At 70.3% G+C, this 17866-nt stretch carries 13 protein-coding genes and 1 pseudogene; 7 read left to right on the top strand and 7 right to left on the bottom strand.

Going from position 1 to position 17866, the window contains the following annotated elements:
• The first annotated feature begins 1 nt into the window (after window position 1).
• The 3 genes from OG953_RS16240 to OG953_RS16230 are packed head-to-tail and all read left to right on the top strand — an operon-like array spanning window position 2 to window position 6562.
• Entirely contained in the window at window positions 2–2227 is a 2226-nt protein-coding gene (locus tag OG953_RS16240; protein ID WP_405684999.1) for a PQQ-binding-like beta-propeller repeat protein, read from the top strand.
• A 16-nt stretch (window positions 2228–2243) separates the two neighbouring features.
• Window positions 2244–2675 carry a hypothetical protein gene (locus tag OG953_RS16235; protein WP_405684998.1) on the top strand — a complete coding sequence of 144 codons (432 nt, stop codon included), beginning with the start codon at window positions 2244–2246 and terminating at the stop codon, window positions 2673–2675.
• Window positions 2672–6562, top strand: coding sequence for a hypothetical protein (locus OG953_RS16230; RefSeq protein WP_405684997.1), 3891 nt, complete (start codon window positions 2672–2674; stop codon window positions 6560–6562). Before OG953_RS16235 ends, OG953_RS16230 begins: the two co-directional genes overlap by 4 nt.
• A gap of 165 nt (window positions 6563–6727) precedes the next feature.
• Here OG953_RS16230 and OG953_RS16225 read toward each other — a convergent pair whose 3' ends face one another.
• From OG953_RS16225 to OG953_RS16215, 3 genes are all read right to left on the bottom strand, one after another.
• Window positions 6728–7360 carry a TetR/AcrR family transcriptional regulator gene (locus tag OG953_RS16225; protein WP_405684996.1) on the bottom strand — a complete coding sequence of 211 codons (633 nt, stop codon included), beginning with the start codon at window positions 7358–7360 and terminating at the stop codon, window positions 6728–6730.
• Window positions 7361–7371: 11 nt separating this feature from the next.
• The gene (locus OG953_RS16220; RefSeq protein ID WP_405684994.1) at window positions 7372–8889 is read right to left on the bottom strand and encodes an MFS transporter; all 1518 of its coding nucleotides are present in this window, start codon (window positions 8887–8889) and stop codon (window positions 7372–7374) included.
• 150 nt (window positions 8890–9039) lie between these two features.
• Window positions 9040–9738 (bottom strand): hemolysin III family protein, encoded by a 699-nt coding sequence (locus tag OG953_RS16215; protein ID WP_405684993.1) that lies wholly within the window; start codon window positions 9736–9738, stop codon window positions 9040–9042.
• A 196-nt stretch (window positions 9739–9934) separates the two neighbouring features.
• Here OG953_RS16215 and OG953_RS16210 point away from each other — a divergent pair, with 196 nt between their 5' ends.
• From OG953_RS16210 to OG953_RS16200, 3 genes are all read left to right on the top strand, one after another.
• Window positions 9935–11761 (top strand): phosphoenolpyruvate carboxykinase (GTP), encoded by a 1827-nt coding sequence (locus tag OG953_RS16210; RefSeq protein ID WP_405684991.1) that lies wholly within the window; start codon window positions 9935–9937, stop codon window positions 11759–11761.
• 274 nt (window positions 11762–12035) lie between these two features.
• Window positions 12036–13775 (top strand): YncE family protein, encoded by a 1740-nt coding sequence (locus OG953_RS16205; protein ID WP_405684990.1) that lies wholly within the window; start codon window positions 12036–12038, stop codon window positions 13773–13775.
• Window positions 13776–13894: 119 nt separating this feature from the next.
• Entirely contained in the window at window positions 13895–14392 is a 498-nt protein-coding gene (locus OG953_RS16200) for a hypothetical protein (RefSeq protein WP_405684989.1), read from the top strand.
• A gap of 49 nt (window positions 14393–14441) precedes the next feature.
• Here the strand turns inward: OG953_RS16200 and OG953_RS16195 are convergent, their stop codons facing one another.
• From OG953_RS16195 to OG953_RS16180, 4 genes and pseudogenes are all read right to left on the bottom strand, one after another.
• Window positions 14442–14852 carry a hypothetical protein gene (locus OG953_RS16195; protein WP_405684988.1) on the bottom strand — a complete coding sequence of 137 codons (411 nt, stop codon included), beginning with the start codon at window positions 14850–14852 and terminating at the stop codon, window positions 14442–14444.
• A gap of 97 nt (window positions 14853–14949) precedes the next feature.
• Window positions 14950–16161: a pyridoxal phosphate-dependent aminotransferase gene (locus OG953_RS16190; protein ID WP_327273270.1), complete on the bottom strand. Its 1212-nt coding sequence runs from the start codon at window positions 16159–16161 to the stop codon at window positions 14950–14952.
• A gap of 263 nt (window positions 16162–16424) precedes the next feature.
• Window positions 16425–16586: pseudogene (locus OG953_RS16185) on the bottom strand (arylamine N-acetyltransferase); the annotation flags it as partial.
• Window positions 16587–16691: 105 nt separating this feature from the next.
• Window positions 16692–16838, bottom strand: a complete 147-nt coding sequence (locus tag OG953_RS16180; RefSeq protein WP_405684986.1) for a hypothetical protein — start codon at window positions 16836–16838, stop codon at window positions 16692–16694.
• A 123-nt stretch (window positions 16839–16961) separates the two neighbouring features.
• On the opposite strand from OG953_RS16180, the gene OG953_RS16175 reads away from it, so the two are divergent.
• On the top strand, window positions 16962–17858 hold the full coding sequence (locus OG953_RS16175) for a DUF3626 domain-containing protein (RefSeq protein WP_405684985.1): 897 nt from the start codon (window positions 16962–16964) through the stop codon (window positions 17856–17858).
• Window positions 17859–17866 lie beyond the last annotated feature (8 nt).

Raw genomic sequence — 17866 nt, 5'->3', positions numbered from 1 at the left:
GATGGATCATCCCGGAGCAGACGGTGCTCGTCGGATCGGGCCGTATGCGCTGCTCGGAAGACAGAGCACCTTCGGCGGGAGCGAAGTCTTCGCGGCCCGCTCGGACGAGGGGCTCCTCGTCACGGTCACGGTCGTGGGGCCCGAACTCGCCGCGGACCCTGGGTTCCGGGACCGGTTCCGAGCTGCCGTCGAGGCGGCACGGACGCTGTCCGGGGCCTTCCTCGTACCGGTGGTGGATGCCGACACCGACGCGCCGGTTCCTTGGCTGGCGACCCGGTTCACCGCCGGACTGCCGCTCCGGCAGGCGGTGGACCGGCACGGCCCGCTGTCCGAACCGGCTCTGCGGGTGCTCGCCGACGGCCTCGCCCGGGCGCTGGCCGCACTCCACGCGGCCGGTACGGTCCACGGCGAGGTGAACCCGGACTCGGTGCTGCTGACCATGGACGGGCCCCGCATCACCGCACTGGGGATGGTGGGAGCCACCGGAAGTCCGGCACCCTCACCGACGGACGACATGTTCGACCTCGGGTCGACCGTGCTGTTCGCAGCTTCCGGAGGCGAGCCGGACACGGACGCACTCCCGGTGTCGCTGCGTGACGTGATCGGCGGTTGCCTGTACCCGGAACCGTCGGACCGTCCCACCGCGGAGCAACTCGCCGCCTACCTGAGGCATCAGAACCTGCCTGCCCTAAAAGGCAGTTGGCTGCCGCCGGCGGTGACCGCCGACATGGCCGCCGCGACCGCGGCGGTGGGATCGGAGTCCGCCGGGGGCGGCGGCCGGGGCCCGCTTCCTCCGCAGCCGGAGATCGCTGCCGGCGCGGGTGTCAGCCGCCGGAAGCTGATCATCGCGCTGGCCGGGGGCGTGGCCGTACTCGGCGGGACCGCGGCGGCACTCGCCTTCTCCGGCGACTCGTCACCGGCACCCGAGAGTCAGGCCGGCGGGCCCGGGTCCACTGCGCGGCCGGCCTCTCCGTCGGGCGGGCGATCCACGGCGGCCCCCTCTGCGTCGCCGTCCTCGACGGACGGACCGGAACCGGTCGTTCTGGCCGGACCCGACGCCGTCAAGGCATGGTCGGAAGCCGGAAAGCACGCCCCCACCTGCCTGGAAGCGTCCGACAAGGTGGTCATGGTGGTCACGGACACGGCCACGTCCTTCCTGGACGCCGCGACCGGAAAATCCGTGTTCCACCCAATGAACACGACCAACGAGTTCCGCATGAGCAGCTACAAGTACCCGACGGCGTACGCGGACGGAGTGTTCTACCTGCTCTGCGACACACCGAGTCAATCAGGCGTGCTGGCGGCGTTCGACGCCGCCGGCGGGAAGGCGAAGTGGGCGACCAACCTTGCCGCCTCCGATCCCGGCGGCGCCAAGCTTGTGTCGATGTACCCGAGCAACTATGTGGCGGTCGCGGGGAACACGGTCTATGTATGCGGACAGGTGCGCCAGTTGGACGGGAAGTTCTCGGCCAAGTCTCCGACCACCGGCTACATCCGTGCGTTCAACGCCGCGACCGGCAAGAAACTGTGGCAGGTCAAGGGCACGGACATCAACAACGTGCTCGTGCCGCCCTCCGGTTCTCACCTGCTGGCCACCTCGGCCGTTCCGGGCAAGAAACCCGGCCGCGTCCAGATGATCGACGCCGGCAGGAAAGGTGCCCGCGGCTGGAAGGTGTCCGTCCCGCACGCCTCGTTCTACTTCACCACCGGCTGGCCGCTGACGTGCTACGCCGCCGGGCTGTTCCTGTTCGCCGGCGGCAACGGCAACACGCTGTTCGCCGTCGACGCGGCCACGGGCAGCGAGAAGTGGCATCAGCGCTTCGATGCGAAGAACGGGGACCAGGTCCAGATCGGCACCCCGTTCTCCAGCCAGGACGGCGCGACCGTCTACGTACCGGTCGGCAGCGACCTGGCCGCCCTGGCCACGGCCGACGGCACGATCCAGTGGGTCGCGGTGCTCGACGGCGCCAGCGACACGGGCACTGCCAACGTGTTCAACGCCTCCCTCGCGCTGGGCGGCAAGAACGCGCAGTGTTCGGCCGACACCGTCTTCGCCACCGACAGTGCCAAGACGCTGTGGGCCATCGACGCCGCCACCGGCAGGGCCCGGTGGAGATACAGGGACCCGGGGCAGCCGGACGTGGGGTTCATGTGGACGGTGGGCGGTGACCACGTGTTCATCGCCTCCCACCTGACCATGACCGCGATCGCGGCCCACGGGCGGTAAGGGACAAGGAGAAGACATGGAGACGAGTGTGGAACTCGCCGGCCTGGCATCGGCAGCCGCGGCGCGCCTGATCGATCTGCTGGCGACGGACGGCTGGGGCGCGGTCAAGTCCTCGGTCCTGGCGCTGTGGCGGTCCGCGCACCCGGAGCGCGTCGAGGAGGAACTCACCGACGCACGCAGCGAGTTGCTGCAGGCGCAGCAGACGGGCGGCGGCGAGGAGCTCCAGGGGCTGTTGGTCGCCGAGTGGCAGGCCCGGATCATCCGGCTCATGGCCACGCGGCCGGACGCCGTCGCAGAACTGCGCGCACTGTTCGGCGGGGAACTGCGCGCTGTCGGAACCCCGGGACCGCAGATCACGGGCTCGATGACGCTGGAGGCACACGTTTCCGACGGCGACGCGTTCCTGGCCGGGCGGGACATGAACGTCACCAGGGGCGGACAGGCGTGACCGAACGCAGCACCGATGCCTCGGCCCCCGACGGGCCGCCCCTCTGGCAGCCGAGACGGCAGGAGGCGCGCGTGACCGGCGGCGGCAGCGCCTTCATGGCCGGCCGCGACCTCCACGTCCGCCTCGGCGACGAGGGGCGCAGAACCGTGGCCGGCCCCGGCGCCGACGACGTTCCGTGCCCGTACCCGGGCTTGGTCCCGTTCGACGAAGAGCACAAGCAGTGGTTCTACGGCCGTGAGCGCATGGTCCACCTCGTGTGCGAGCGGATGGACGCCCGGATGCGTGAGGGCGGCCCGCTGGTGCTGATCGGCCCCTCGGGGGCCGGGAAGTCGTCCCTGCTCGCGGCCGGGGTACTGCCGGCCCTGGACGACGGCCGGCTTCCGGTGGCGGGGTCGAGCACCTGGCCGCGCCTGGTGCTGACCCCGACGGCATCCCCGGCCCTGGCGCTGGCGGCGGCCGCCGGGCTCGACGCCGAGACCGCGCGGCGCACGGCACCGGCGTGGCGGGCCGATCCTGCACGGTGCCTGGCCGAGCTGCGCGAGATCACCGGATCCGGCGATCCGGCGCCCGGCGGGGAGTCCCCCTCCGCGGGCCTGGTCGTCGTGGTCGACCAGTTCGAGGAGATCTTCACGGCCTGCGGCGACGAGACCGAACGGCAGTGGCTCATCGACGTGCTCGACCGTCTGGCCCGGCCCACGGGCGGTGCGGTCGTGGTGCTGGGAGTACGCGCGGACTTCTATGCCGCGTGCACGGCGCATCCGCAGCTCCGGGCGGCGCTCAGGGCCGGACCGGTCCTGCTGGAGCCGATGACGGAGGGCGAACTCAAGGACGCGATCCGCCGCCCGGCCGGCAGCGTGGGACTCGACGTCGAAGACGGCCTGGTCGAGGTGCTGCTGACGGAGCTGGGCACGGTCGGCGGCCCCCTCGGGGTGAGCACCACGGGTCGGCTGCCGCTGCTCGCCCACGCGCTGCGGGCCACCTGGCAGCAGCGCAACGGCTACACGCTCACCGTGGACGGGTACCGCGTCACCGGCGGCATCCAGGGCGCCATCGCCAACACGGCGAACAGGCTCTACGACACCCTGCCGCCGCCCTGCCAGGAGGCCGCACGGTGGGTGTTCCTGCGGCTCGTCATTGTGGGGCGCGACGCGGACGACAGCCGCCGGCGCGTCCGGTACGAGGAACTGCTGCGTCACGCGCCGGACCGGGATGCGGCCGTCAGAGTCCTGGACGACTTCACCAGTGGCCGGCTGCTGACCCGGGACCAGGACACGGTGGTGATGACCCATGAGGTGCTCATCCGTGCCTGGCCCCGGCTGCGGGACTGGATCGAGCACGACCGCACCGGGAACCTCGTACGACAGGATCTGCAAGACGCGGCCGAGCTCTGGGAACGTGCCGGCCGGGAGGCAGCCGCGCTGTACCGCGGCAACCGCCTGGAGGCCGCCCTCGCCTGGGCCGAAACGCACGGGCCGGAACTCAGCGGCGTCGCCCGGGCCTTTCTGGCAGCCGCCCGCCACCACCAGCGGCGCGGGCAACGGCTCCGGCGCGCCGCGGTCGCCACCATCACCGCCCTGGCCGTGGTCGCCTCGCTGGCCGCGGCGTTCGCCTTCCGGCAGGAGGCCAACGCCCGGGACGCCGCCACCAAGGCCCTGCACTCCCGCGACCAGGCGATCAACGCCGCCGTCACCTCCGCGTCCGTGCAACTGGGCCCGACCGATCCCTCGCTTTCCGCCCAACTCGCGCTCACCGCCTATCGCATGGACCCGAGCCCGGATGCGGCGTCCCGGCTCATCACGACCCAGAACACCCCGCTGGACACCCGGCTTCCCGGCCCGCGCGGTGCGGTGTACACCGTGGCCTACAGCCCCGACGGGCACATGCTGGCGGCCGGGAACATCGACCAGAACCTCGTCCGGCTGTGGGACGTCTCCGATCCCGGCCGTCCGGTGGCGCTGGGCCGACCCGTGCCCGTGGACCGTTCCGTCAATTCGATCCTGTCGCTCGCGTTCAGCCCGGACGGCCAGGTGCTGGCCATCGGCGGTCACACCATCCACAACGGCGACGAAGGTTCCGGCGGATTCGTCGACCTGTGGAGCCTGACCAGCCCCAGCCACCCCGTCCTGCTCGGCCGGCCGAAGAGTCCCGGCATTCAAAGCTGGGACGCCAGGTACGCCATCGAATCGCTGGCGTTCAGTCCTGACGGCCGCACCCTGGCCGCCGGATCGTACGCCGGACTCGTCAGCCTGTGGAACGTCACCCACCCCGACGACGTCAAGCCCGCGAAAGCGCCCCTGGACCTCGACTGCCCCGACGCCTTCTCCCGGCGCGTCGCGTTCAGCCCCGACGGGCGCACCCTGGCCGCCGCATGCGCCGACGACGCCGGCACCATCATCCTGTGGAACACCACCGACCCGGCCCAACCCGTCCGCGGCCGTTCCCTGAAGACCGGGAGTCGCGTCAGGACCCTGGCGTTCAGCCCCGACGGCCGCACCCTGGCCGCCGGATCCAGCGCCGGCAAGGTCCACCTGTGGAAGGTCGCCGACCCCGGCCACCCCACCCCCTTGGGCAAGCCGCTGACGGGTCCCGCCCAGCCCGTCACGTCGGTTGCGTTCAGCCCCGACGGTCACACCCTGGCGGCCGGCAGCGCCGACCACACCATCCATCTGTGGAACGTCACCCGCTCCGGGCCCATCGGCCCTCTCGGCCGGCCGTTGACCGGTCCCGGCGACGCTGTCACCGACGTGGTGTTCAGCCCCGACAGCCGCACCCTCGCCGCCGGGAACGCCGACGGCAACGTCGATCTGTGGAGTCTGCCGCCGACCCGGATCATCGGCGCCGGCGGCAATGTGGCATCCGTGGCGTTCAGCCCCGACGGGCGCACCCTGGCCGCAGGAAACCAGAACAACACCGTCTCTCTGTGGAACACCGCCGACCCCAACAATCCCGCTCCCCGCGGTGATCCGCTCACCGGACCCAAGGACCCGGTCGACGCCGTGGCGTTCAGCCCGGACGGCCGCACCCTGGCCGCAGGCGACGGCGCCGGCAAGGTCCACCTGTGGAACACCGCCGACCCCAGCCACCCCGTTCCCCTCCCTGAGACCCTCACCGGGGCGAACGGGCTCATCTTCTCCCTGGCGTTCAGCCCCGACGGCAACACCCTGGCCGCAGCCGGCGACAACAAGCTCGGCAGCATCGCCCTGTGGGACGTCAGTGACCCCGCAAAGCCCGTCACGCAGCCCGGCATCTCCAATTCACACACGCGGTCCGTCATGTCCCTGGCGTTCAGCCCCGACGGCACGATGCTGGCGGCCGGCGGCGACGGCAGCAACGGCAAGGTCGGACTGTGGAGTACGACGGACCCGGGGGTCCGCATCGGGGAACCGATCGCCCAGCCGACCTCCACCAGCACCTGGGTGGCGTTCAGCCCGGACGGCCGCACGCTCGCCACCGGGAACAGCCGCGGCACCGTCACCCTGTGGAATGCCACCGACCCGAACCACCTGACGCGCAGGGGCAGTCCCCTGACTGTGCCCGGCGGCAGCCTGTGGTCGGTGGCGTTCAGCCCGGACGGGCACACCCTCGCGGCGGCCGGCCACACCGACAACGGCACCATCAACCTGTGGAACGTCACCGATCCCGACCACCCCACCGCCATCGGCCGGCCGCTGACCGTGGAGACGGGATTCGTCGCCGTTCTGGCGTTCAGCCCGGACGGTCACACCCTGGCTGCCACCACCGACGACGGCGTGGCCACGCTCTGGGACCTGAAGGTCGAGTCCGCCATCAGCCGTATCTGCGCCGGGAGCTCCGGCGCCCTGAGCCAGCAGCAATGGAAGCGATACGTTGTCCAACCGCCGTACGACCCACCCTGTGTGACCACCTAGCCAGGGCCTGTCCGGCGGATCTTCGCGGATCGGCCCGCGGCGTCCGGTGCGGTGCATCGCAAGGCGAAGGATCGTCCTCGTACTGGACGTACTTGGACGACTCCGACAACGCAGCGAGGTGCCGTGCCGGGCGTCGCGGGCCCGCGAAGATCCGCCGGACAGGCCCTACAGCGTCAGTCCGCCTTCGAGCCCGTCCAGCGCCTGGTTGATCATCGCGATCAGGTCGCCCTCCTGACCGTGCTCGCCCCAGTACAGCGTCACCTCGCGCAGCGCCCCCAGCACCGCCGCGATGAACACCCTGACCTCCAGGTCGTCGGGGCTGCGGCCGCTGCGGTCGGCGAGCGCCTGGGCCAGCACCTTCGCCGTGTCCGACATGGTCTCCGTCATCCGCGCCCGGATGGCGGGGACCTCCACCATCAGCCGGGTGCGCTGCCGCAGCTCCTCCTCCTCGCTCGCGAGGAACGCCGTCAGCGCCTCGGCCATGATGAACCGCAGCGACTCCAACGGCGGTTCGTCGGCCGGCCGGTTGCGCAGCTCGGCCTCCATGATCGGGTCGTACTCGTCGGTGAGGACGATGTCCTCCTTGGTCGCGAAGTACCGGAAGACGGTGCTCGGCGACACCTCGGCCGCCTCCGCGATCTGCTCGATCGTCGTCGCGTCGTACCCCTGCTCGGAGATCAGCCGGTACGTCGCCCGGCGGATTGCGATCCTGGTCTTGAGCTTCTTCCGCTCGCGCAGCCCCATCGCGGGAGGCGTCCCGGGGGCGGAAACGGAAGGGGTACGAGAGGTGGCGGCCATGGTCGCCATTGTCAGGCATCGACGGGCGCGGGGGCCACGTCCGCCCCCTCCCGGGACTCGGTGGGGAGGTTCGTCAGGAACGCCCCGACCAGCAGCGAGGACACCAGGGCCGTGACAGCGATGACGAGCAGGACCACGCTCATGCCGTGGACGTACGCCGCGTCCGCGGAGCCGGCCAGCCGCTGCGCGCCGAGCTTCGCCGCGACGACATGGGCGGCGACGACCGAGTCCCCGGCCGTGTCCGCGGCGGCGGCCGGTACGCCGGTGGTGTCGAGCCGGCCGCTGTACGCACCGGCGAGCAGGCTGCCCAGCAGCGCGATCCCGAGGGCGCTGCCCGTCTGCCGTACGGTCATCAGCAGCCCCGAGCCGCTCCCCGCACGGTCCGCGGGCAGGGCGGCCAGCGCGGCGTCCATCGCGGGGACGACGGCGAAGCCGAAGCCGGCCCCGGCGACGGAGAGCCACAGCGCCGTGAAGCCGTAACCGCTGTCGACGGTCGTACGGCTGCCGAGGAGCGCGGCGAAGGCGAGCACGACCAGGCCCGCCGTCATCGTGGCGCGCGCCCCGAACCGCTGGGTGACGGGGGCGCCCGTCTTCGCGGCGACGAGCAGCCCGCCCATCATCGGCAGCATCCGCAGCCCCGTACCGAAGGCGTCGTGGCCCAGAACCGCCTGGAGGTAGCCGGGCAGGAGGAACATCAGCCCCGACATCACGAACATCACCAGCGTCGCGGCGAGCACGCTCAGCAGGAACGGCCGCTGCCGCAGCAGGGACATGTCGAGCATCGGGCGTTCGGCGCCGCGTTCCCGTACGACGAGCGCACCGATCAGTACGGCACCGGCGGCCAGCATGCCCAGCACCAGCGGGTCGCCCCAGCCGCGTCCGGGGGCCTCGATGATCGCGTAGATCAGCGTGCCGAGACCGGTCGCGGTCAGGGCGGTGGAGACGGCATCGACCTTCGGGGAGGCCGGGTCGCTGGTCTCCGGGAGCAGGAACACGCAGGCAGTGATGCCGATTGCCACCATCGGGATGTTGATCAGGAAGATCGAGCCCCACCAGAAGTGGTCCATCAGCCAGCCGCCGAGGATCGGGCCGAGCGGCAGCCCCAGCGCCGAGGCGGCCGAGACGATACCGATGGCCTTGACCCGGTCCTCGGGCGCGCCGAACAGCGACGGCAGCACGGCCAGCGCGAGCGGCATGACGAGCGCCGCGCCGATGCCCATCACACAGCGGGCGGTCACGACGGCGGGCACGGCGTCGGCGAGCGAGCCGATGAGCGAGCCGATCAGAAAGATGCCGAGGCCGGTGATGAGCATCCGGCGACGCCCGAACCGGTCACCGAGCAGCCCGGCCGGGAGCATCAGAGCGGCGAAGACCACGACGTATGCGTCGGCCATCCACTGCTGCTCGCCGATGGTCGCGCCGAGCTGCTCGGTCATGGTCGGCAGCGCCACGTTGAGGATCGTCATGTCGAATCCGAGGACGAGCATGCTCGCGACCAGCGCGCCCAGGGCCCACCAGCGTCGGTTCATGGGAAAACTCCTTCGAGAGTCACGGTTAAGTGAAAGTAACTCTCAAAAGGTGGTGAGTGTCAATATGTGTCGCCTGTCCGGGCCCGGGAATGACGAATGGCCGCGGCTTTCAAGCCACGGCCATTGCGGGGAGGAGATGGAAGGGGGCGCTCAGCTGTGGTTGTAGGCCACCAGTGAGATGCCGACGTAGTGCACGATGAAGGCCGCCAGGGTCAGCGAGTGGAAGACCTCGTGGAAGCCGAACCACCGCGGTGACGGATTGGGCCGCTTGATGCCGTAGATGACACCGCCGGCGCTGTAGAGCAGCCCGCCGACGACGACCAGCACCAGCACCGCGATCCCGCCGGTCCGCATGAAGTCCGGCAGGAAGAAGACCGCGGCCCAGCCCATCGCTATGTAGCAGGGCGTGTAGAGCCAGCGCGGGGCGCCGACCCAGAACACCCGGAAGGCTATGCCCGCGGTCGCCGCCGCCCAGACCGCCCACAGGAGCGGCGTCCCGGTCGACTCGGGGAGCAGGAGCAGGGTCAGGGGGGTGTAGGTGCCCGCGATGATCAGAAAAATATTGGCGTGGTCGAGCCGGCGGAGCACCGCCTCGCCGCGCGGACCCCAGGTGCCGCGGTGGTAGAGCGCGCTCACGCCGAACAGCAGGCATGCGGTCAGGACGTAGATGCCGCAGGCGATCCGGCCGCGGACGCTGTCCGTCAGCGCGATCAGCACGATCCCCGCGACGATCACGGCGGGAAACATTCCGGCGTGCAGCCAACCACGCATCCGCGGTTTCACCGGAACGGCGTCGGACTCGGCTGTTTCCAGCCCGGCTGGCTCGGGCGCGGCGGCGGCAGCAGTCATTCCCGCATCGTACCTACGCAACCGTAGGTAACGAATGCGAGTGGCAATGCTCACGTGGGCGGCCCCCTGGACATATGGGCGATTCGGTCGGATGATCAAATGAGTGCGTTCGGCACCGGATGAGCGGCTACGAAGCATCCGGGTCGCGGCCCCCACGGGGCAACTACCAAACAGACACCCTCATCAAGGAGCGATCGTGGCGCGCGACATCGCGGCTCCCCTCACTGCCCCCACCAACCACCAGGAGCTCGTTTCCTGGGTGAATGAGATCGCAGCCATCACCGAGCCGGACCGGGTGGTCTGGTGCGACGGCTCCGAGGCCGAGTACGAGCGCCTGTGCGGGGAGCTCGTGGCCAAGGGCACGTTCACGAAGCTGGACGAGATCAAGCGCCCGAACTCCTACTACGCCGCGTCCGACCCCAGTGACGTCGCGCGCGTCGAGGACCGCACCTTCATCTGCTCCGAGAAGGAGGAGGACGCGGGCCCGACGAACCACTGGAAGGCCCCCGCCGAGATGCGGGAGATCTTCACCGGTGAGAAGGGTGTCTTCCGCGGCTCCATGCGCGGTCGCACGATGTACGTCGTCCCGTTCTGCATGGGCCCCGTCGGCTCCCCGCTCTCCGCGATCGGCGTCGAGATCACCGACTCCGCGTACGTCGCCGTCTCGATGCGCACCATGACGCGCATGGGACAGGCCGTCCTGGACGAGCTCGGCACCGACGGCTTCTTCGTCAAGGCCGTCCACACGCTGGGCGCGCCGCTGGAAGAGGGCCAGGAAGACGTTCCGTGGCCGTGCAACACCACCAAGTACATCTCGCACTTCCCCGAGGACCGCGAGATCTGGTCGTACGGCTCCGGCTATGGCGGCAACGCCCTGCTCGGCAAGAAGTGCTACGCGCTGCGCATCGCCTCCGTCATGGCGCGCGACGAGGGCTGGCTCGCCGAACACATGCTGATCCTCAAGCTCACGCCGCCGCAGGGTGAGCCGAAGTACGTTGCCGCCGCGTTCCCGAGCGCCTGCGGAAAGACCAACCTCGCCATGCTGGAGCCCACGATCTCCGGCTGGACCGTCGAGACCATCGGTGACGACATCGCCTGGATGCGGTTCGGCGAGGACGGCCGCCTCTACGCGATCAACCCCGAGGCCGGTTTCTTCGGCGTCGCACCCGGCACCGGCGAGCACACCAACGCCAACGCCATGAAGACCATGTGGGGCAACTCCGTCTTCACGAACGTCGCGCTCACCGACGACGGCGACGTGTGGTGGGAGGGCATGACCGAGACCGCTCCGGCCCACCTCACGGACTGGAAGGGCAACGACTGGACGCCCGCGTCCGAGACGCCCGCCGCCCACCCCAACGCCCGCTTCACCGTCCCGGCCGGCCAGTGCCCTATCATCGCGCCCGAGTGGGAGGACCCGAAGGGCGTGCCGATCTCGGCCATCCTCTTCGGTGGCCGCCGCGCCTCGGCCGTACCGCTGGTCACCGAGTCCTTCAACTGGCAGCACGGCGTCTTCCTCGGAGCCAACGTCGCCTCCGAGAAGACCGCCGCCGCCGAGGGCAAGGTCGGCGAGCTGCGCCGCGACCCGTTCGCCATGCTGCCGTTCTGCGGCTACAACATGGGCGACTACATGAACCACTGGATCAAGGTCGGCGCCGACAAGCCGGACCAGTCGAAGCTCCCGAAGATCTACTACGTGAACTGGTTCCGCAAGAACGATGCGGGCAAGTTCGTGTGGCCCGGCTTCGGCGAGAACAGCCGCGTCCTGAAGTGGATCGTCGAGCGCCTGGAGGGCAAGGCCGAGGGCGTCGAGACGCCGATCGGCGTCCTGCCCGCCAAGGGCGCCCTGGACACCGATGGCCTGGACCTCTCCGACTCCGACCTGGACTTCCTGCTCGACGTCGACAAGGAAGTCTGGCGCGAGGAGGCGGGGCTGATCCCCGAGCACCTCAACACCTTCGGTGACCACACGCCGAAGGAACTGTGGGACGAGTACCGCGCGCTGGTCCAGCGCCTGGGCTGACGCTCCCGGGCGCACCCCGCGTGGGTGCGCCCCCACACTCCCCGCGGCCGGGTCTCCGGACATCCGCCCTGACCTGTGGGGTCAATGGCCCGACGCGGAACGGCCCCCGGAATCCCCTTACGGTTCCGGGGGTCGCCCTTTCCCGCCCCTTTTATAAAGAACGTCCAAGCATCGCCATATCCTTGCGCACAACACCTCCACAACGCTTCGATGTTCCTTCACATCGCCTCCGGTCCAGCCGGCCGGAGGCCAATCGGGCCTGTGGGGGACTCAGTTGAACAAGATCCGGCACCACGGACGCATCGCGGCGACGCTGGCCGCGCTGACACTCAGCACCGCGGGACTCACCGTCCTCTCCCCGCCCGCCGCGCACGCCGCCGTCGGCCCCGTGCCCGGCGACACCGTGGCCAAGCTCCCGATCTCGTCGTACTCGGCCATGGTCGTCGACTCCGTGCACGAGCGGGTCTACATCACGGACGACCGCAGGGACCGGGTCGCGAACCAGGTCCACGTCTACAACTTCGATGGGCAGAAGGTCGGTTCGCTGCCCACCGGCACCGCGCCGTCCGGAATGGCCCTCAGCAAGGACAGCGGGACGCTCTACGTCTCGCAGTCCTCGGGGATCCTCGCGTTCGACACCGTGACACAGGAGCGCACCGGCTTGACCTCCACCGTGTACGACGTGAACTGCCCGCGCGATCTCGCCTTCGCCAGCGGCAAGGAGTGGCACACCGAGATGCTGTCCAGCTTGGGCTGCGACACGAACCAGAGCAGGCTGTACGGCACGAAGGGCACCCAGTCCGTCGACACCGGCTGGAACGCCCCGGGGCGGCTGCGGCTGACGAGCGGTCCCGAGGCGCCCGACCGCCTGGTCATGGCGCAGGCTCGCAGCACGGGGGAGGCGAACCCGTTCCTCACCACGTTCGACACGAGCGGCGACACGCTCGTACGCGGCCCGGAGCGCCGGTTCGCGGACAGTGCGGGCAAGGGCGCGCTCGACCTGAGGGATGTCGCCCAGTCCGCCGACGGCCGGCGGATCGCCGTCGCCGACGCCGCCTACGGCACCCGGCTCCTGGACGCCGCCGACCTGTCCGACGCGGCGACCGCGTACCCGCCGCTGCCCGAAGGGGCCACGGCGTCCGCGGTCGCCTTCAGCGGCGACGGCACGTACATCGCGCGGGGCTCCGGCGCGACCGGGTCCACCCCCGACCTGCTGGTGCAGCCCGCGGACCCGGCCGACGGCACGGCTCCGCTGGAGTTCGCCTTCGAGGGTGCGCTCGACGGGGACCGCATCGCGCCGCGCGGGCTCGGCTGGTCGAAGGACGGGGCGCGCCTGTTCGCCGTCACCGCCAACTCGTACGGCAACCAGTACTGGCTGCATGTCATCCAGCCCCCGGCCGCCCAGTACGACTCCCGCTTCACCGGCACTCTCTCCACCACTCCGGGGCAGCCCGTCGTCGGCGAACCCCTCGGCATCCGGGGCCGGCTGGAGCTGGACGGACCTGCGCCCGCCGAGCCGGTCAGGGTGTCGGCGGTACGGCACGACGCGAACGGCGACCGCGAGCTCGCCCCCGTCGAGGTCGATGCCGATGGTTCGTTCACCGTTCTCGACGTCCCGTCGCTGGTCGGCGACGCCACCTACAGCGTCTCCTTCACAGGTGACATCACCCACCGTCCGGCCGAGGACGTCACGCTCTCCGTCGCGGTCGCCAAGGCCCCGACCGCCATCACGCTCACGGCCCCCGCGGAGGCGACGAAGAGCGCGGGCCTGACGATCACCGGCACCCTGACCGGTCAGGGGCGTTCGCTCCCCGCCGGGATCACCCTGTCCGTGCAGCGCGCCGACAAAAAGGGCACCGGCACGCTGACATCGGCAGCCGTCGCGCCCGACGGCACCTTCACGATCAACGACCTGCCCCGGGCCACCGGCGAGGTGACGTACGAGGTCGGCTACTCGGGCGACGACCTGCACAGCGCATCGACGGCGTCGGCGACGGTACGGGTCCGCAACTAGCCGTGCTCGTGGCCGTGTTCGTGGCCGTGTTGTGACCGGGTGAGTACTCCGAGTGCGGCATGGTCCGGTTTACCGTGAGCCGGGCCATGCCGTTGGTGTGCGGGATCCGTGGGGGGATCATGACGTATTCCGGTGAGCCGCTCTTCCCTGGGCGGCGGAACAGGATCCCGCCCTGGGCGATGGTCGTGATCGTGCTGTCCGTCGTCCTGGTGATCCTGGTTCCGGTCGGCTTCGTCGTGAGCTTCTTCTACGCATGGGGGAAGAACCACGAGAACCTGAGCTTCCCGTCCGACGATGTGACTCTCTCCTCCTGCAGGCAGGACGCGGTGACCGGTCGCCCGGTGGTCGAGGTGCTGGTGGCCAGCCAGGCGGCGCAGCGCGGGACCTTCACGGTCTACGTCGAGTTCCGCGACGCAAGAGGCAAGGACAAGGGGGAGGGTGACAGCGACCCGGCCGGGAAACGTACCGTCGTCTTCAAGGACCTGGAGCGGGGCGGCACGGAGACCGAGGAGGTTGTCGGGCCGGTCCCGGTGCGGGGGCGGCCGGAGTGCGTGGTCGCGGACGCGACGTTTCTGTCGACCGCCTCGGCCGCGACATCCCGGCCGGGAGCGCCATGAATGGATGACACCCGGTCCACGCGCCTCGGCGGCCCGTGGACCGGGGTCGTCAGGGGGCGCCGACCAGGTGCGAGGGGGCGGCGGGGGTGGTGGCAGCGGCGACCGCCGCCGTGTGGGCGTCCATGCGCTCGGCCGCGAGAATCGCGACGGCCGTGTCGGCGCGGGACGCGGCCACCACCAGTGCGCGGCCCGCGAGGGCAAGGGCGCGGCGGTGCAGCGCGAGCGCGGGCGCATCGGTTCGACCGGCGTGCCGGGCGGGCGGCGCGCCGCGCAGCCTGGCCACCTGCTCGGCGATGCGGTCGCCCGCCGCGCCGAGGTCCAGCTCGTCGGTGACCGCGAGAAGTGCGGCCAGGTGTCCGGCGAGCTGGATGTCCAGCTCTTCCTCGCGGGAACGGTGCGGGAAGTCGTCGGCGTGGTCGGCCGGTGTGTGGACCGATTTGGTGCGGATCGGTTCGTACATGGATGGCCTCCTGGCGTTGCTGTGGAACCATCCTACATTGGATTCAGTCTAAAGTTATCTGCAATCGATGTCGGGGCGGAGGGGGACCGGCCGTTCGCTAAGGCTGGCCGTATCCGTCCAGGAAGTGCGCGATCCGGGTCACCGCGTCCGTCAGGTCCTCGGTCGAGGGCAGTGTCACGACACGGAAGTGATCGGGCTCCGGCCAGTTGAACCCGGTACCGTGCACGACCATGATCTTCTCGGCCCGCAGCAGGTCGAGGACCATCTGCCGGTCGTCCTTGATCTTGTAGACCTTGGGGTCGAGGCGCGGGAAGAGATACAGCGCCCCCTTCGGCTTCACGCAGGTCACGCCGGGGATCTGGGTCAGCAGGTCGTACGCGACATCCCGCTGCTCCAGGATCCGCCCGCCCGGCAGCACCAGATCGTTGATCGACTGCCGCCCGCCGAGCGCGGTGGCCACGGCGTGCTGCGACGGCATATTGGCGCACAGCCGCATATTGGCGAGGATCGTCAGCCCCTCGATGTACGAGGAGGCGTGCGCCTTCGGACCGCAGACCGCCATCCACCCCGAGCGATATCCGGCCACCCGGTAGTTCTTGGAGAGTCCGTTGAAGGTGAGCACCATCAGATCGGGCGCGATCGTCGCGGTCGGGGTGTGGGTCGCTCCGTCGTACAGGATCCGGTCGTAGATCTCGTCGGAGCAGACGACCAGATTGTGGCGCCGGGCGATCTCCGTCAGCCCGCGCAGCATCTCGTCGTCGTACACCGCACCCGTCGGATTGTTCGGGTTGATGATCACGAGCGCCTTGGTGCGGTCGGTGATCTTCCGCTCGATGTCGGCGAGGTCCGGCATCCAGTCGGCCTGCTCATCGCACCGGTAGTGCACGGCCGTACCGCCGGCCAGCGACACCGAGGCGGTCCACAGCGGATAGTCCGGAGCCGGTACGAGGACCTCGTCGCCGTCGTCCAGCAGTGCCTGCATCGACATCTGGATCAGCTCGGAGACGCCGTTGCCCAGGTAGATGTCCTCGACGTCGAGGTCGATCCCCTTGGTCTGGTAGTGCTGCATCACCGCCCGCCGCGCGGACAGCAGCCCCTTCGCATCGCCGTAACCGTGCGCCCCGGAGAGGTTGCGCAGTATGTCTTCGAGAATCTCGGGCGGGCACTCGAACCCGAACGCGGCAGGGTTGCCGGTGTTCAGCTTGAGGATGCGGTGACCGGCTGCTTCCAGCCGCATCGCCTCCTCGAGCACGGGGCCCCGGATTTCGTAACAGACATTGGCGAGCTTCGTGGACTGGATCACCTGCATGTCTGGGAGCTTACGACTGCGTTTCACGCGCCGCCCGGGCTTTCCCCTCCGGTTGCCCCACCCGGGTAACCCCGGCGCCCCGCTTCGTCTTCCATAGCCATGTACCCACCGCCCCCGAACCGTGGGAACGCCGGTCCGGGACGGGGCGGGGCTTGGAATGGGCCGGAATGGGGGCGTGACGGACGCGGACGGGTGAGATGCGCCACGTGAGTGGCAGTGTTCGGGGCGTGAGGGGTGCTGGGGGGAAAGGCGCTTCCCTCCCGTCATTCCGGCAGCCGTGTGTCCCGGGGGAGGTGGATGCCGAAGTCGGCTGCCAGTACCCGGAGCACCTCGGCGCCGTCCATCAGCTCCCGTTCCTCGCGGGTGCCGTCGTTCGCCGTGACCACGAGTGTGCGGCCGGTGAGGGACAGGTGGGCGTCCGGGGTGGTGCGCTGGACGTGGCGTCGGACTCAACGAGGCGCTGAGGCCGCTCGGTGCGTGGGGAAGGGAGAACATCCTTCAGAACACGGCGTCGCCCCAGCCGCGATGAGTCACTTGCCGCTGTCCTCGGCGAAGGTGGTGGCGGCCAGGGCGTCGGCATGGATCGGCGGTACGAAATCGATCGGGCGGTTCGCCGCGCGGCGCACGACTTCGGGGTGGGGCCGGGCGAGGACGACCTCTCGGTACTGGTGCTGCAAGCGGTGGCGGAGGACTCCTGTGAGCGGCGGACCCGAACGTCGGCCCGGGCGGACAAGGCCTGATACCGGCGGCCGGACGCAATCCGGGTGCGGCGGCGAACCGCGCTCCGGCACACTGCGCCGGTGAACGCATCCCCATACCCGTCGCCGCAGGTGCGGGCCCTGAGCCATGTCGAGTCCCGGTCCGCGGGCAGGCCGCTCGACCCCACCCTGCCCCTGACGCTGAACTTCCATCCCGACCGGATGGCGGGCGGCCGGCCGATCCTGGTCCGGCTGGCCGAGGACGGTGTCTACCGTTCGCAGTTCGTCACCGGCACCGGCAACGGCGGCCTGACCGCGCATCCGGGCGGTGACCGGTGGCGCTGGGAGAGCCGGATCTTCGACGGTGCGTACGACGACGCGCCCCCCGAACAGCGGCCGGTGTACGGGGCGTTGAACTTCCGTCGCAGAGCCGTCGGCGCGGCACCGAGGTTCGGGTCCTCGCACTTCCGGCTGACCGCGGACACTCTCCCGCGTGCCACGTTCTGCTACCCGGACAGCGCTGCCGAGCCGACGGACTTCGGCGTCGCGTCCGGTACGCACCTCATCGAGCTGGCCGAGGCCGATGGCCGGGACGCGCTCGACGACTACATCGAGGCGCAGATCCATGGCCCGGTCGTCCTCGACCGCCATGTCGAGGCCCTGGTGCTGGACCCCGGCTACCGGTCCACACCCGTGGAGGAGGCGGCCCGCCGGCTCCCCTGCCGTACGGAGTGGCACGCCGGATTCCGGCTGACCGTCGAGCAGTTGCGGCGCCATCCCGACTACCGGGGTGCGGAGTTCGTCGATCTCGGCGCCGAGATCGCACAGGACGGCATGCTCGATCCCCGCATCATCGGAGATGCCGCCCGCACCGGCCGGTACGAGCTCCAGTCGCTCAAGATGGTCTGGCACTGCCTGGCACGCTTCGGCGCACCGCCGCACCCGACCCGACCGATCCGGGCACAGAATGTCGGGTCCGCCGAGGTGCGTGCTTCCTAACGTGAGTG

It is taken from the genome of Streptomyces sp. NBC_00057, from assembly GCF_045041165.1.
GTDB lineage: Bacteria > Actinomycetota > Actinomycetes > Streptomycetales > Streptomycetaceae > Streptomyces.
Note: the sequence above shows the minus strand (reverse complement) of the source record. Positions and strands in the feature narration are given on the sequence as shown.

Coding starts and splice junctions, on each gene's coding strand:
- OG953_RS16220 (WP_405684994.1), bottom strand. CDS start 8,889: ATGAACCGACGCTGGTGGGCCCTGGGCGCGCTGGTCGCGAGCATGCTC.
- OG953_RS16190 (WP_327273270.1), bottom strand. CDS start 16,161: ATGCAGGTGATCCAGTCCACGAAGCTCGCCAATGTCTGTTACGAAATC.
- OG953_RS16195 (WP_405684988.1), bottom strand. CDS start 14,852: ATGTACGAACCGATCCGCACCAAATCGGTCCACACACCGGCCGACCAC.
- OG953_RS16215 (WP_405684993.1), bottom strand. CDS start 9,738: ATGACTGCTGCCGCCGCCGCGCCCGAGCCAGCCGGGCTGGAAACAGCC.
- OG953_RS16235 (WP_405684998.1), top strand. CDS start 2,244: ATGGAGACGAGTGTGGAACTCGCCGGCCTGGCATCGGCAGCCGCGGCG.
- OG953_RS16200 (WP_405684989.1), top strand. CDS start 13,895: ATGACGTATTCCGGTGAGCCGCTCTTCCCTGGGCGGCGGAACAGGATC.
- OG953_RS16225 (WP_405684996.1), bottom strand. CDS start 7,360: ATGGCCGCCACCTCTCGTACCCCTTCCGTTTCCGCCCCCGGGACGCCT.
- OG953_RS16240 (WP_405684999.1), top strand. CDS start 2: ATGGATCATCCCGGAGCAGACGGTGCTCGTCGGATCGGGCCGTATGCG.